16 protein-coding genes are annotated in these 15,988 nt (G+C 28.0%); all 16 read right to left on the bottom strand.

Annotated elements, in window-relative coordinates; all coding sequences use genetic code 11:
* Positions 1–22: 22 nt before the first annotated feature.
* Complete coding sequence (locus tag B0A68_RS07595; RefSeq protein ID WP_035682399.1) at positions 23–1,159, bottom strand: DegT/DnrJ/EryC1/StrS family aminotransferase; 1,137 nt, start codon at positions 1,157–1,159, stop codon at positions 23–25.
* Positions 1,152–1,577: a WxcM-like domain-containing protein gene (locus B0A68_RS07590; RefSeq protein WP_035682403.1), complete on the bottom strand. Its 426-nt coding sequence runs from the start codon at positions 1,575–1,577 to the stop codon at positions 1,152–1,154. The genes B0A68_RS07595 and B0A68_RS07590 overlap by 8 nt, the downstream gene beginning before the upstream one ends.
* Positions 1,574–2,539 (bottom strand): MraY family glycosyltransferase, encoded by a 966-nt coding sequence (locus B0A68_RS07585; RefSeq protein WP_035682405.1) that lies wholly within the window; start codon positions 2,537–2,539, stop codon positions 1,574–1,576. The genes B0A68_RS07590 and B0A68_RS07585 overlap by 4 nt, the downstream gene beginning before the upstream one ends.
* 195 nt (positions 2,540–2,734) lie before the next feature.
* Entirely contained in the window at positions 2,735–3,910 is a 1,176-nt protein-coding gene (locus tag B0A68_RS07580; protein WP_240475233.1) for a DegT/DnrJ/EryC1/StrS family aminotransferase, read from the bottom strand.
* Positions 3,876–4,835, bottom strand: a complete 960-nt coding sequence (locus B0A68_RS07575; RefSeq protein ID WP_051892469.1) for a GDP-L-fucose synthase family protein — start codon at positions 4,833–4,835, stop codon at positions 3,876–3,878. The genes B0A68_RS07580 and B0A68_RS07575 overlap by 35 nt, the downstream gene beginning before the upstream one ends.
* Before the next feature lie 70 nt (positions 4,836–4,905).
* A complete protein-coding gene (gmd, locus tag B0A68_RS07570) occupies positions 4,906–6,033 on the bottom strand; it encodes a GDP-mannose 4,6-dehydratase (RefSeq protein WP_035687876.1) in 1,128 nt (375 codons plus the stop codon).
* 10 nt (positions 6,034–6,043) lie between these two features.
* Positions 6,044–6,949, bottom strand: coding sequence for an NAD-dependent epimerase/dehydratase family protein (locus B0A68_RS07565; RefSeq protein ID WP_035682411.1), 906 nt, complete (start codon positions 6,947–6,949; stop codon positions 6,044–6,046).
* Positions 6,950–6,961: 12 nt separating this feature from the next.
* Positions 6,962–8,092 carry a glycosyltransferase gene (locus tag B0A68_RS07560; protein WP_035682414.1) on the bottom strand — a complete coding sequence of 377 codons (1,131 nt, stop codon included), beginning with the start codon at positions 8,090–8,092 and terminating at the stop codon, positions 6,962–6,964.
* Between the two features lie 4 nt (positions 8,093–8,096).
* A complete protein-coding gene (locus tag B0A68_RS07555) occupies positions 8,097–8,831 on the bottom strand; it encodes a glycosyltransferase family 2 protein (protein WP_035682416.1) in 735 nt (244 codons plus the stop codon).
* Between the two features lie 8 nt (positions 8,832–8,839).
* A complete protein-coding gene (locus B0A68_RS07550; protein ID WP_035682419.1) occupies positions 8,840–9,661 on the bottom strand; it encodes a glycosyltransferase family protein in 822 nt (273 codons plus the stop codon).
* 25 nt (positions 9,662–9,686) lie between these two features.
* Positions 9,687–10,997: an O-antigen polymerase gene (locus B0A68_RS07545; protein WP_035682421.1), complete on the bottom strand. Its 1,311-nt coding sequence runs from the start codon at positions 10,995–10,997 to the stop codon at positions 9,687–9,689.
* Positions 10,998–11,087: 90 nt separating this feature from the next.
* Positions 11,088–11,933 (bottom strand): glycosyltransferase family 2 protein, encoded by an 846-nt coding sequence (locus B0A68_RS07540; protein ID WP_051892470.1) that lies wholly within the window; start codon positions 11,931–11,933, stop codon positions 11,088–11,090.
* Between the two features lie 21 nt (positions 11,934–11,954).
* A complete protein-coding gene (locus tag B0A68_RS07535; RefSeq protein ID WP_051892471.1) occupies positions 11,955–12,698 on the bottom strand; it encodes a glycosyltransferase family 2 protein in 744 nt (247 codons plus the stop codon).
* Entirely contained in the window at positions 12,685–13,647 is a 963-nt protein-coding gene (locus tag B0A68_RS07530) for a hypothetical protein (RefSeq protein WP_035682423.1), read from the bottom strand. The genes B0A68_RS07535 and B0A68_RS07530 overlap by 14 nt, the downstream gene beginning before the upstream one ends.
* Positions 13,631–14,428: a glycosyltransferase family protein gene (locus B0A68_RS07525; RefSeq protein ID WP_035682426.1), complete on the bottom strand. Its 798-nt coding sequence runs from the start codon at positions 14,426–14,428 to the stop codon at positions 13,631–13,633. Before B0A68_RS07525 ends, B0A68_RS07530 begins: the two co-directional genes overlap by 17 nt.
* Positions 14,429–14,525: 97 nt before the next feature.
* Positions 14,526–15,986, bottom strand: a complete 1,461-nt coding sequence (locus tag B0A68_RS07520) for a flippase (protein WP_035682427.1) — start codon at positions 15,984–15,986, stop codon at positions 14,526–14,528.
* Between the last annotated feature and the right edge of the window lie 2 nt (positions 15,987–15,988).

Genomic DNA, 15,988 nt, shown 5'->3' with positions numbered 1-15,988 from the left:
TTATAATTTTAATCGTATTTTATTATTTAAAAAAGGTGGTAATCACTTCTTTTATTCTATCCTTATTGTCCGTTGTTAAATTTGAGCCAGATGGCAAACATAGTCCTTTTTGGAATAAAATCTCAGCTGTATTTTTCCCATAATAAGGGTATTTTTTAAAAATAGGCTGTAAGTGCATAGGCTTCCAAAGCGGGCGACTTTCAATGTTTTTTGCTTCCAGAGCCAACCTCAAACCTTCTCTACTTTTATTTGGATTCTCACTATTTATCAAAATAGTGCTCAGCCAATAACTTGAAAAATAATCTTCATTCAAAACTTCAAAAAGTTCTACAGCTTTTATGTTTTTAAAGATCTCTTTATAAAAACTATGATTTTCTCTTCTTTTTATAACGTTTTGATTTAGAATTTTCATTTGTCCAAGACCAATTCCTGCACAAATATTACTCATTCTATAATTATATCCTATTTCACTATGTTGATAATGTACTTCGTTATCTTTTGCCTGAGTAGCATAAAAAATTGCTTTTTCTTTGACCTTTTTAGAATTAGAAATCAATGCTCCACCACTCGAGGTTGTAATAATTTTATTACCGTTAAATGATAAAACTCCTAAACTGCCAAAAGTTCCACATTTTTTTTGTTTATAAGTACTGCCCAAAGCTTCAGCACTATCTTCTATAATTGGAATTTGATATCGATCTGCTATAGCATGAATTTCATCAACTTTATAAGGATTCCCATATAAATGAACTGCTATAATCGCTTTTGGCTTTTTGCCTTTTTTTATTCTGTCTTTTATTGCAATTTCCAAATTTTCAGGGCAAATGTTCCAAGTTTCTATTTCACTATCTACAAAAATAGGAATTGCTCGTTGATACAAAATCGGATTGGCAGATGCAGAAAATGTCATTGTCTGACAAATAACCTCATCATCTTTTTCTACACCCAATAAAATGAGTGCTAAATGAATTGCTGATGTTCCAGAATTTAACGCAGTTACAAATGAGTTTTCGCCTAAATAGTTTTTAAGTTCTATTTCAAAATTATCTACATTTGGCCCGCCAGAAGTTATCCAATTATCTTCAAAGGATTTTGAAATATATTCTTTTTCAAAACCACTTTGTAATCCTAAAGACAAATAAATTCTAGAATTATTCATTTATTAGCCAATAATCAGCAGGATAACGAACATCGTCATCCTTAACATTTTTCAAGGGTAAAGTTGAAAAAGATATCAATTTTGAATTATTCTCTAAAGATTCAATAGCATTCGCATAACCAGCGGGAATATGAATTATTTTACTATCAGATTCTGAAGCAATTATAGTTTCAATTTTTAAGTTTCTGGAAGGATTTTCCCAATCATCAACTTTTACAAAATGTATTTTAAAAGTCCCGCTTAAGCAATAAAAGTTTTTTGCATCTAATTTATGTCCTTGCCAGGCACGAATTGGATTTTCGTCAGAATTGCTAATGATGTAAAACCGTTCAATATCCTGAAAACTAAAATCATTTACATATGAAATTGTACCACGATGATCTGAAAAATTCCCTCCTTGAATAACTTTAGGCATCATGTATTTAGGCTTAAATTACTTTTGTTGAATAGATAAAATTTTGTTGAATAAATAAGTAATAATGGTAAAACTATTATCAAAAACAAAACTGAATCCTGTACTTTTTGATATTGATATACAACAATAATTGACACTAAAGCCTGAACAACTGCATAAAGCAATGATACCACTCTATGTTGAATTTTATATTCGTTGCTTAGAATTTGATACAAATGCAATCGATGAGCTTCAAAAATATTCTGTTTCAGGTAAAGTCTATGTAAGATTGTACAAACTGCATCAACTCCATATACAGCTAAAAACAATAACCATATTACTGATTCTGTTACAAGAATTAATTTTAAAACTAAATAGATTATCCAAAATGCAATTGCAATACTCCCTACATCACCCGCAAAACATTTTGCCTTTTTTCTATAATTAAAAAATAAAAAGACTAAGCTTGCAAGCATTGCATATTTTATAAAAGTTCCATCAGTAAAAAGCTGGATTTTTGTATTTACATATAACAGCGACCCCATTACGACCAACGTATAAAGTCCTGTAATACCATTAATTCCATCCATAAAATTATAGGCATTTATTAATCCTATGGCAATAATATAAACAATAACAATACCCCAAATCGGAATTGCATTAAATAAGTTCATATCATAAAAAATTAAAGTAATCGAAAGAAAATGAATTGAAATTCGGATTTTATTTGACAGGCTCTGAATATCATCCCAAAAACTAACTAAGCTTACTAAAGTTATTCCTATAAAGAAGAAATAATTATTTTGAATATGTTGTACAAAATAAAGCAAAGCTGAAAACCAGAAAATTATTCCGCCACCACGTAATGTTACCTCTGTATGGGAGCTTCTTTGATTAGGTTTGTCTATTATATTAAAATGATCTGCTACTTTAAAATAAATTAATTCAACAACAATAAATATAAAAAATAGGGCAATGTTTATCATATATAAAATATTAATGGCTAAGAATTATATTCGCAACCATTAAGTCCAAGATTATAAATTACTCCGATATTCTTTTGTATTAATGCTGAGAAAATCTGGAAGATGGACATATTATATCCACCAGCAAACAATTTTTTACCAATAATTAAAGATTATCGGAGTACTTATAAATATTAGATCTTTAATGAATTAATTTTAGCTTCTTAGCAAATTTTCAAAAACAATTAAATCCTCTTCTAATAATTCAGGATAATTACCACAATAAAAACCATTAGAATGCATCATATCTGCACCTGGCATCTCATATAAATCGCTTACATATTTTTTATAAAATGGTTGCTCTTGCATGTTACCTGCTATCATTGGTCTAATTTCTACACCTGCTTCAATAAATTTTTTAAGATATTTAGCTCTTAATTCTGGGGTTTTGCAAACTAAAGGAAATGCGAACGTTGATAACGTTGAAATATGGTCATGCTTCAAATAGATAAAATCATCATTTTCTTTAATAACTTTTTCAATTCTCAAATAATTTTGTTCTCTTTTTTTTATATTTTCATCTAAAAACTGCATTTGATATTGCCCTAGAAATCCTGTAATTTCTGTAGGTCTAAAGTTATATCCTAAATCATAAAAGGTGTATTTCGCTTGAAATTCTGATTCAATACCAAATTTGCCTCTCCATTTCTTTTGTTGCTCTTCGGTTAGATTTCTATCCCATCCATTTGCTCTAACAATTGTTAACATTTCTGCAAAATCATCATCATCCGTGCATACCATACCACCTTCGATCGTAGACATATGATGTGCTACAAAAAAAGAAAAACTTGCTCCTATTCCAAAGTTACCCGCTCTACCTTCTGGCAACTCTGTACCTAAAGATTCACAATTATCTTCAATCAAAATAATATTTTTCTCATTACAAATTTCTCTAATTATAGCTATGTCACCGGTAAATCCTAATATATTAGTAATAAAAAGAGCTTGTAAATCTGTATTTTTTAATCTTTCTAATAAATGAGATGACATTGTATTCAGAGTATCTGGCTGACAATCCAAAGCAACAGGAATCATATTTAATTGAATTATGGGCATAGTATTTGTCGACCATGTCAATGCAGAAAAACCAACTTTATCTCCATCTTTTAGTTTGCCTAAATTTTTCAATGCTTGAAGCATCGCTAAATTTGCACTTCCCCCACTATTAAACAAAATAGCATGTTTACATTTTTGATATAATGCAAATTTCTTTTCAAACTTTTTGCATTCTATGTCCATGCTTAATCTGTCTGCATTCAATATAAAATCCGACAGAGCTCTTTTAGTTTCCTCCTCTTTAAGAAATGCTTTTCGCATCAATGGTATCTTCATTTTTTTTCTTTTTATAACTTATTATTACTTGATCAATTCCTTCTTCTAAACTTATTTTGGGTACAAAATTTTCACTTAGCATATTTGAAACATCCATACACTTTCTAAGCATCCCATTAGGTTTTGTTTCATCCCATAAAATTTCACCTTCAAAACCAACTTTTTTAGCAATTAGTTGTGCCAATTCAAATATACTTATATCATCTCCTGGACCTACATTAATAAAATTTGGAGAATTATAGTTTTCAAAAAAATGTATTACAGCTTTTGAAAAATCTTCAACATGCAAAAACTCTCTTCTTGCAATTCCTGTACCCCATAAAGTTATTGATGGATTTAAATTTTCTTTTGCATCTACAAACTTTTTAACCAGAGATGACAATACATGGGCATGACTTAGATCAAACGTATCATTCGGTCCATATAAATTACTGGGGATTAAACTTATTCCATTGAAGCCATATTGTTTATTGTATGTTTCTAACAATTTGATTCCTGCTATTTTTCCAATAGCATATCCTTCATTTGTTGGTTCTAATTTACCATCCAATAAATATTCTTCTTTCATAGGCTGAGGACTATCTTTAGGATAGATACAAGAACTTGCAATGAAAACAAATTTCTCAACCCCATTATTATAAGAAGAATTAACAACATTGGCTTGCATAATTAAATTATCATACAAGAAGATGGCTGGGTTATCAATATTTGCTTTTATACCACCAACTTTTGCTGCTATATGTAAGACATATTTTGGCTTCTCAGATTTAAAAAATTCTTCGACCGCTTGTTGATTAGTTAAATCTAATTCTTTATGTGTCTTAGTAATAATGTTGGTATATCCTTTTTCAATTAACAACTTTAAGGTAGTACTCCCTAACATTCCTCTATGCCCAGTTAGGTATATTTTATCTGCTTTATTCATTTTTCCAACATATTTATTTAATAAAAACTATCGAAAATAAATTTTAAATCAGTTTAAAATTTATTCAAATTTATTCAAATTTATTTTTAACACGATATCCCGCAGCTTTCAACATTTGTTCTTTTTGAAAATATTCTACGTCAGAAGCCATCATTTCTCTTACTAATCCAGCCAAATCATATTTTGGAACCCAACCTAACTTTGTCTTCGATTTGGTAGGATCGCCTATTAACAAATCTACTTCAGTAGGACGGAAATATTGTGGGTCAATAGCAATGACCTGTTTACCTAACTCAATCTGATAAGCAGGATTACTACACGAGAGAACATACCCTTTTTCATTTACTCCCTCTCCTCTAAATTCAATTTCGATACCAACCTCAGCAAATGCCATTCTTACAAAATCACGAACATAGGTCGTTTCTCCCATAGCAATGACATAATCCTCGGGAACATCTTGTTGTAAAATACGCCACATTGCTTCCACATAATCTTTAGCATGTCCCCAATCCCGTTGCGCATCCAAATTCCCTAAGTATAGACAATCTTGTTGCCCTAAAGAAATTGCAGCGGTAGCCATAGTAATTTTACGGGTTACAAAAGTTTCTCCTCTACGTGGTGATTCGTGATTAAACAGAATTCCATTACAGGCAAACATACCATAGGCCTCTCGATAATTTTTGGTGATCCAAAAACCATAAATTTTAGCAGCTCCGTAAGGAGAACGCGGATAAAAAGGAGAGTTCTCATCATAAAACCCTCTTTCATTTTTATTTTCAGCCAAACCTCCATACAATTCAGAAGTAGATGCCTGATAAATTCTAGTTTTCTTTTCTAAACCTAAAATACGAACAGCTTCCAAAATTCGTAAGGTACCAATCCCATCCACATTTGCCACATATTCTGGAGAATCAAATGATACTTTAACATGACTCATCGCTCCCAAATTATAAATTTCATCTGGCTGTACATCCTGAATAATTCGAATGATATTTGTAGAATCAGTCAAATCCCCATAATGCAGTTTGAAATTCACATGCGTTTCATGCGGATCCTGATAGATGTGGTCAATCCGTTGTGTATTGAATGAAGAAGCTCTTCTTTTAACTCCATGAACCACATATCCTTTTTCTAATAATAATTCAGCCAAATATGACCCATCCTGACCAGTAATTCCTGTTATAAGTGCTACTTTCATTTTTATAATATTATATTTCATTATTATTTACATAATCAACCACTGATTGTGGATTCCAATCTAATATAACTCTTGCTTTTGTATCATCAAAAGTTAGATTGGAAGTGATTTTTTTTACTTTTGCTGAATTAATTGGTGACTTCTCGCCAAAAAAATCACCTATTTTTCCAATAATAACACCTAAACTCATGGGTAAATTTAGCGGTTTTCTTTTCTTTTTATTTAAAGAAACAGCACCACTTAACTCATCAAAATTTGGATGATATCCATCTGTAACATTATAAATACCTCCAATTGGAGCTACTCTCATAATTAATGAAGCGACGTCTTTTCCTAAAACCATACTTTTTTTAGCTTTTCCTCCTCCTACATTAAAGTAATATCCTTTAGTTATAGCTTTTACCATTGCACCTAAATTTCCTGGTGCATCTTTACCTACTAATAAAGGAAGTCTTAATATTGTGCAAACAACATTATTTTCCTTACACCAGTTTAAAACAATTTTTTCCGCTTCAATTTTACTAAGTCCGTAAGCGTCAATAGCAAGTAACGGATGATCTTCGTCAATATTATTGCCAACATCTAGTCCATATACGGATACTGAACTTATAAAAACAAACTCTTTAGGAATATGAAAACTTTCTAATCCTTTTAATAGATTTCGAGTTCCTACAACATTCACATCATAAAACTGCTTTTTTTCTATCTCATTTTTTGGGATACTGTGTGCTTTTCCAGCCACATGAATGACCAAATCAAATTTTTGATAGAAATCTGGAATCTCTTTATCTAAAAAAAAATTAAAATCTCCACTAGTTCTAGATAAACTTTTCAAATTATTAGACTCCTGTAATTCGTTTACAATAAGTTTCCCTAAGAAACCATTTGCTCCAGTAATCAAAATATCATTAAACATCTATCAGCTTATTTAATTTACTAAAACACCTTTATATTTTATTACAAGATCCTCTATCATATTTTTTTTTGTAAAAAAACTGGTATACCTACTTTTGGCACCTTCAGAAATTTTTACCTGAAAATCTGGATTCAAAAATACTTTATCTATAGCCTGGGCAAGCTCCAAACTATTTTCTGGAAGAACAGTTATGCCTGATTCACCATCTTTATTAACCCAATCTACACCAGAGCCTGCTATTTTTGTTGATAAAACTGGTACACCCATAGCCATAGCCTCAATTTGCACTATTCCATAGGCCTCCGTTTTATAAATAGATGGCAAAACTAGCAAATTAGATGATTTAATATAAGTAAATTTATCTTTCTCATTTACTTCACCCAAAAAAACAATTTTAGAATCAAGCCCCAATTCAGTCACTAAACTTTTCATTCTAATTTCTAATTCTCCTGACCCGATTAAATATAAAACACAGTCAGATTTAACTAAAGTAAAGGATCTGATCAAATACTCTATACCTTTATAATAAACAAACCTGCCAACGTAAACAACCTTTTTTTTGTCTTTATAGTCACTATTTATCTTTAATTCTAATTCTGGATTAAAATTAGAATTATCTACATCTAAACCAATAATTACATAAGAAATTTTGGCATTAAAAGGCTTTAAAACATCATTATTGATAGCATATTTCGGTGTTGTGCATAATATTAAATCACTTCTTTTTAATAGCCAACTTTCAAAAAACTTCACGAGTATATATAGATATTTTTGTTTTAAAATATTACTGTGCCAATGAATTATTACTTTTGATTTTGGTCTAGTAATAAATAAAGCTATCAAAGCCATAGGGTCTGGTAAGTGGACATGAATAATATCATATTTATTTTGAATTTTCCAAAGTCGAAAAATTAGTGAAATAGAAAAAAAAGTTGATTTTGCTTTAAATAATAAAGACTCTCTAAATATTAGACCTTCATTACAATAATTATCAATTTCATTTTTACTCCTATCATTTACACCTAAAACATCACAATGAATTCCAAATTCATTAAGTCCATAATAAAAATATTCCATAACTTTTTCAACTCCACCTAATTTTTTAATTGGAGGAAAAGCTTTCCCCAACTGTAATACTTTCATATACTTATTTTTTTTTAATCAATTTTAACAGAATAGCAAACAAAAGTATAATTCTATATTCCATCTTATACCAAAAACTGAAATTACTAGCACCAGAGGAATAAGACAAATTATTACCGTGCCTCCTATATAACACCAATTTTTCATCTAAAAAATGCACTCTGCCATAGATTTCATTCATAAGACCAATCCATATGTCGTGGGGTATTGGAACTTTAGGAAAAGGGTAAAAAAAATCCATAGATTCTTTGGTAAAAGCCATACAGCATCCCAAATATGAGTTTTTAATTAAATTCTTAAAAAAACCCTTATTAGATTTATTAATCTGAAAATAAGACTCGTGGATAGATTTTTTATCTTCATCAACAACTTTACAGTCGTTAAGCACTAAGGAATAATCGTTTAAATAAGGCAATATTTTTTCAATTCTATTTTTTTCCCAAACATCATCCTGATCCGCCATAAAAATAATATCCCCATTTGCATTTTTTAGTGCATTTTCGATATTTCTAGTCGTAAGATTAAACCTGAACTTTGACTTTGGTTTTTTATGTTTTACGTGATGAAAAATTTTTATCCGTTTATCATTATAACTATTAAGTATTTCAACTGTTAAATCACTAGACCCATCATCAGAAATAATAATCTCATCTTTTTCCCCAATTTGACAAAGTATAGAATTTAATTGTTCTCTAATATATTTTTCTCCATTATATGTTGGAACGCAAACTGATATCATATAATATTTTAATTTTTATCGAATAAAATTTTTATATATTGAAAATTTTTAAACTGAAAAGACAACTTTACTGCTCTTAACGCCGTCCAAAAAAACAATAATCCTTTACCACCCTCAATTGATGAAAATGCCCTAACTCCCTTACAATACTGTATAAATCTTCTAAGAATAATTGTTTGATCGGACGATTTACTTGACAATTCATGCTCTATTACTATTGGAATAACTACTATGTTAGAAAACCATTTTTTATATCTAAAAATAAATGAGTGATCAGAAAAATCTAAAGGTACATTTTCATCATAACCACCAACTTTTCTAAAAGCATTTAGATCAATAAAAATACCACTATTAAAAACAGAGACATTCTCTAAAGATAATATGCCTGGTAAAACAGACGAAAACGAACTGCCTTTCATAAATTTAAATTTGCATGGAGATAATATTATATTATTTTGCTTCAAAACTGGCACAAAAAGTTTTTCATTCGAAAATTTATCCTTAAATTCATTAAAAACAGAAAAAAGATTTTTTGGAATATTAGAATCTTGATCTAAAAATAAAAGCCAATCTTTTTGGCATTCACTTGCATAATCAGCAGCCTTATTATAAGCCTTACTTATTCCCGAATTAGTAGTATCACTTTTATAAATTATATTAAATTTATTATTTTGAACATTAATTTTATTACATGTAGCACTATTATCGTAAACAAAAAGGTCTACAATTGAATCACTCTCCGTAACCGATAAATTGAGCGTTTGATAAGTCAATGAATCTTCTAGATTAATTCCATATAAAACAATAACTACCAATATTTTATTTGTCATTATAAATCACTTATTTAATATAAAATTATATGAATTTATTTTCACTTTTAAGACCTCCTATTAGCATCTTATTAAAGATGAACCCCAGCCATATTAGCATTGAATTATAATAGTTAATAAACATCCCCATAAAAACACAAAAAATTATAATAGAAAATTTAATTATAGCTTCAGGACGATTTTCCTTAAATTGATTGTAATATCTTGCTGAGAGATATCCATAAAAGGAATTTATAATAAAGACTCCTATTATACCAAAATCTAAATATGGATCAATTAAAAAAGTTCCAACTCTAACTTCACTATTCAATTCTGGAATTCTTTGAACTACCCCTATTTTTTCAAATAAAAAGAAAGAAAGAAAAGGTCTAAAAGTATAAATCCCATAGCCGAGATAATTAATTTTATCACTTAAATTTACCATAGCATCTAAAACAGAAAATCTTTTCGAACTATATTCAACAAAAACTGCTTCAAAAAGTGATACCTGATCATTACTTACACCAGCCAAAATCCTGAAATATTCTGATGCAGAAATAGTCATTTCTGAATCGGTCTTTAAATAACCAACGCCAAAAAAAACTAATATCACAACAACAACAATCCTAAATAAAGACTTCATATTCAATTTATTATAATACAAATAAGAAATAAAAAATGAAAGAATAAATAATAAATGAACTTGCCTACTCAAATAATTTAATAATATAAAAATTGAGCCCAAAAGCAAAATTCTAAATACCTTTTTAGAAATAATTTTTTCTTTATAATATATATATAACCATGCTGGTATAAAAGAATTCAAAACTATAAAATAATGGAGAAAAGGTATAAGTTTATCATTTGTTTCAAGATAAAGACTAGAGTTTAAAATATTAAATATAGGAACAAAACCAAATAAATAACATTCTAACACAAATGTTAAATATGTCATTATACATATAAAAAAAATAAACTTTCTTCTCAAACTATTATTAAATTTGAAAATTTTTATTGGTTTATAATCATAATGTAGCGAAGCAAAAAATAAATAAGAAAAAATTGAAATATTAATAATAGAAAAAGTCTTCCAAGAATAAGGGACTTGCTGATCAGATAATCGAATGAAACTATAAGATAGTAAAAATAGGAAAGGGACAAAAATTGAAATTGGATTAATCGCGTTAGTAAATCTAATTTTCGAAAACAAATAAGCGCCAATAGCTATTGAATAATAAAAAACAAACAATTTAATTTGCTCATTTTCTACATCAATATTTACAAATCTAACGACCAATAATACACCTATCAGAACGATAAAAAATATTTCTCTAAATAATTTAAAATTGGCAGTCATAATTTTTTTACTCAAAAATTTTCCAAACTTGAAAACGTTTTTTTTCTTTATTATCCTTTATATTAGTTTACAAACAACAATCAATAATAGTTATACTTTTATTCTATAAAGCAAACCTATTTTTATAAGCAAAAAACTTTTTAATTTTCGTAAAGGGCTTAATATCATGCTGCCAATCTTATATTCTGGAGAATTTGCATAACGTATATACTCATTATATTTTGTAGGATCCACAAAATATAATGAAAAAAGTTCCTTATGATTTTCCCATAATTGGTATCTCAATTTCCTTTCCTTTTCCAAAGATATTTGATTGTTTCTTGATGACATTTGCAATCGATAATAAAAAAATGCTTTTGAAGAACGCTCAACTATACCTCCATTTTTAAGAATAGAAATCCAAAAGTCCCAATCCTCAAAACCATCTTTCATATTAACATTAAAACCTCCCACCCTGTCAAAATCAGTTCGACGAAACAAAGACGTAACAACAAGTTGATTTGAAGCCAGAAGAACTGATATATCGTACGAAATAACGTTTAATATCCCTTTACTTCTTCCAAAAAATTTAACTATTGAGGTGGCAACTTTAATATTCGGGTTTGAGTCTAAAATCTTTATAGTTTCTTGAAGAAAATTGTCGGAAATTAAATCATCAGCGTCTAAACATAAAATATAATTTCCAGTTGCTACTTTTATTGCATTATTTCTTGCAATACAAACACCAGTATTTTTCTGATAAATATATTTAAATCGGTTATCAGTGCCGAGCACTTTTAGTATTATACTCTCAGTGTTATCCACCGATTCATCATTTATTAATATACATTCCCAATCTATAAACGTTTGAGAAATAACACAATTGATTGTTTCTAATAAATATTTTTCAGAATTAAAGCAAGGGATTACAATTGAAACTTTAATTTTATTATCCATTCATGAATTTATTAAAAATAATTAAGATTTAGACATTTTTTGTTTTAAAAATATCAAATAATAAAAAATTTTCCAGTAACGATATTTAAAGTTACTAATAACTCCAAAACGCTTCTTGATTAATAACTCCTCTAAAGACCCAATATAAGAACCAGAAATACCACCTCTTCTAAAATTTGTTAATAATTCAGGTATGAATAAAAATTTAGCTTCTAATTTCTTCGCCCGTAACATCCATTCATAATCACCAGCTGATTTATAAAGTACATTATAAAAACCTACTTTATCATAAATCTTTTTTGTTATGAAACATGTTGGATGCTCAATCATTCCTTTAGTCAAAAAAGAATTATAATGACCTGTTACTAAATCAGGCATATCATTCGCTCCTATAAATCTAAGTAAACCATGAATGATATCAATTTCAGGATTTAATTCATAATAATTAACCGCTTTTTCAACTGAAGTGCTTTCATACCAATCATCACTACTCAAAACACTAACTAAGTTTCCTGTCGCGACACTTAATCCTTTATTCATTGCATAATAAATCCCCTTATCTGGTTCGCTAACCCAATAACTTATTTGTGATTCATATTTTTTGATTAAATCTACTGAACCATCAGTAGATCCTCCGTCAATAATAATATATTCAATATTTTTATATGACTGATTTATAACAGAATTAATTGTTTGCTCTAATGTACGTACATTATTAAAAACTACAGTTATTATAGAAACCAAAGGTTTTTCAACGTTCTTCATTTTTTATATTTAATAATATTTCTTCCAACCTAATGTCCCATGTATGAAACTTTTGAATTTCAGTATAATTTCTTTCTATCAGAGAAAAATAAGATTCATAATTTGCCAGAATATCTAAAATTTGTGATGACGTATTTTCAAAATCAATCTCAATTATTGGCTGATAATCGAATAAACATTTCATTTCATCAGGCAGAATTCCAACAATAAGGCATTTTGATGCCATCGATTGAAGATACCTTAAAGTCATGCATGAAATTCCTTCTGCTCTTTCAGGATGAGTAATATTAGAAGGAATGCAAATTGATATTTTACTTTTTGCTAATCCATTAAGAAAGTCCAATCTAGATTTAAATACTACGTCACCTCTCTGTTTTTCAAATAAATGAAAATAATTATTAGCTTTTAAAACAGGAGCAATTTCATCATGATATACATCATATTTTCTTCCAAATTCTAGGACATCGATCTCTTTTAAATTAAATGGCACAAAACTATAATCTTCAACTTTAATTCCTTCAGGTATCCATACCCCTTTTATCCCAGAATTTAATTTATTAAAAAGCTTTGTCACTTGATGTGAAGAAAAAAAGATCATTTTAATATTCATTTTCTTTGCTTTCTTCACAATATCGTCATGAAATCTAGGCCATGCATCATACATATATGTATAATTTGAATTTGAAAAAAAAACATGTGGAATTAAACTTCCGAAAGAAGCTCCCATAAGTAATGAAAAATTAATAGTCTGTTTTTTGTTATTAAAAAATTTTATAAATTTCAAAAAAAACATTAATCTTATTAAAACCTTTTTTAAGGCATTATCATTTGATTCAATAACTTTTATATTATAATCTTTTTTTCTTACGATAGATGATTCGATTTCATCAAAACAATCCAAATAAGTACCGTTACTTTTTTGTCTGATTAAGTTAATTTGAAAACTCATTTTTATTTTTAATAGTTACTAAATACAAAGAAATATTAGAATTAGTCATATACCAAACCCAAAATATACTTAGAAAAAAACCAGTAAATCCATCTTTATAGCCTCTTGTAATAAAAAAGCATCTTATAAACTGATAAAAAATATGACCAACTATCCCAAAAATTGAAATCCGATCTCCCTTTTCATATCTGTCCCTACCCTCGTCTTTTAAGTATTTCCGATGCTTTTCGATAAAACTTTTCATATCGTCCATCCAATAATGATTTAACAAATTAAATCCTGTGTTCTTTAAATGATAACTTTTATATCCTTCTTTTACCTTTCTTCCATAATGGGTAATAGGAAGAATTTCATATTTATTCTTATTAATTAATATCCCTTTTTCTTTTTTATAACCCCAAACAGTCCCTCTTAATTTTTTCTTGCCAAAATAATATTGCCAAGGAACGTATATATCCCCAACTTTATCATCTTGAGAAATTACAGGCAGTTTATTAATAATCTCATCTCTCAAGTTTTCCGTAATAACCTCATCTGGATCTAACATTATGACCCAGTCATTATTAACAACCTTTATAAGATCTACTTGTGTATATTCACAAGATGGTCCAAATTTTTTATAATTAAAAATTCTACAATTGAAATCTGAAGCTATTTCAACTGAGTTATCACTCGAATCTAAATCTGCATATAAAATTTCATCACAAAAAGACAATGATTTTAAACAGTCCTTTAATTTATAACCTTCATTTCTTCCTACGACCATAGCCGATATTTTCATAATAATGTTTTTAAATATTAATAGCTTAATATATTAACTGTCTCTTTAATTATATAATGCTCTTAGTCTTAACTTTCTTTATTTTGCACTGAAATCACTATTTTGAAGTATTTAGTTTAGCTTTAACAGTATCCCTTATGAAACCTTCCATTCTAAAAATAATTTCATTTTTAAAAACAAATTTCATAATAATATAATAAACTAACATACATAATATTGCTGAAATAATAACTTTCAAAACTATATCTAAAAGTAACATATCAGTAAAGTAAACAATTGGGATAAACAATAATGAAGCTAAAAAAGGACTTAAAAAAAACTGAAAATTAATTCCAATTTTAAAATATTTAATTGAATAAAAGACACTAAGTAAGAAAACAGAAAATTCAGTAACAGTAGTAGTGATAGCCGCTCCTAAATGCGCATATTTAGGAATTAAGATCAAATTTAATACAACACTTATAAATGCAGATACAGACAAAATTATTATCATCGTAATTTCCTTTCCACCAGGAGTAAATAACTGAAAAAAGAAAATACCATTTAATGATATTAAAACAACAATTGGAGCTAAATATTGTACAAGTTCTATTGAAGGATAGAATTGATTTCCTGAAATAAGTAAAACAGTCCACTTTGCAGTTAATGCGATTCCAAAACATAAAGGAATTCCAAATGTGAGCACAAAATGTAATGATTTGTTGATATAATATTTTATCGATTCTAAATCATTAGTAGAAAATGATTCTGAAAGCCTGGGAATCAAAACAATTCCAAAAGAACCTATCAAAGAAATTGGAATTTTTACAATTTTTATAGCTGAAGTATAGAAACCAACCGATTCAGGTGTGCTTAAAATTCCTAAAATAACATTGTCTAACAAAACATATATACTTCCAATAACAGTACAAGACATCAAAAGAAATAAAGGTTTTATATGCTTTGTCAAATTTAAGTTTGAATAAACTAATTTTAAATCAGATTTTAAAATGAAATAAAAATTAAATGCTGCATTTAAAATATTTAAGATAAGAAAAAGAGCATAATATTTAACCAAATCGGTTTTATCACTCACTATCAGAAACAATAGTATTACAAATATAAATCTAAGAAAAATAGTTCTTTTAGTTATAAATTGAAATTTTTCTTGAGATTGATAATACCATTCTACTATAAAAACATTACTCAAGAGTATTCCTGCTCCTATTAAAAATAAATTTGTATTTATTCCTTTATCATTTAAAAAAAATATACTGCACGAATAAATTATCAAAAATATTAATGTGCTCAACAAATGTATTAAAATTAACTCCGTAAATAATTTACTTAATTTATTATTTTCATTTCTAATTTTTGATAATTCTCGTACTCCATATAATGGAATTCCTAACGTAGAAAAAAGAATAAAATATTGAGTAAAACTGTCAACAAAACCAACTTGACCTATACCATTTGGTCCTAAAATTCTTGAAACATATGGAAATGTGATTAAAGGAAAAAGTATTTGAGATAGTGATAGTAATGTATTATAAAATATATTTTTTTTTAGTAGTGACATTT

It is taken from the genome of Flavobacterium reichenbachii, from assembly GCF_002217435.1.
GTDB classification, from domain to species: Bacteria; Bacteroidota; Bacteroidia; order Flavobacteriales; family Flavobacteriaceae; genus Flavobacterium; species Flavobacterium reichenbachii.
The sequence above is the reverse complement of the archived record's forward strand: the minus strand, read 5'-3'. Positions and strand labels throughout refer to the sequence as shown.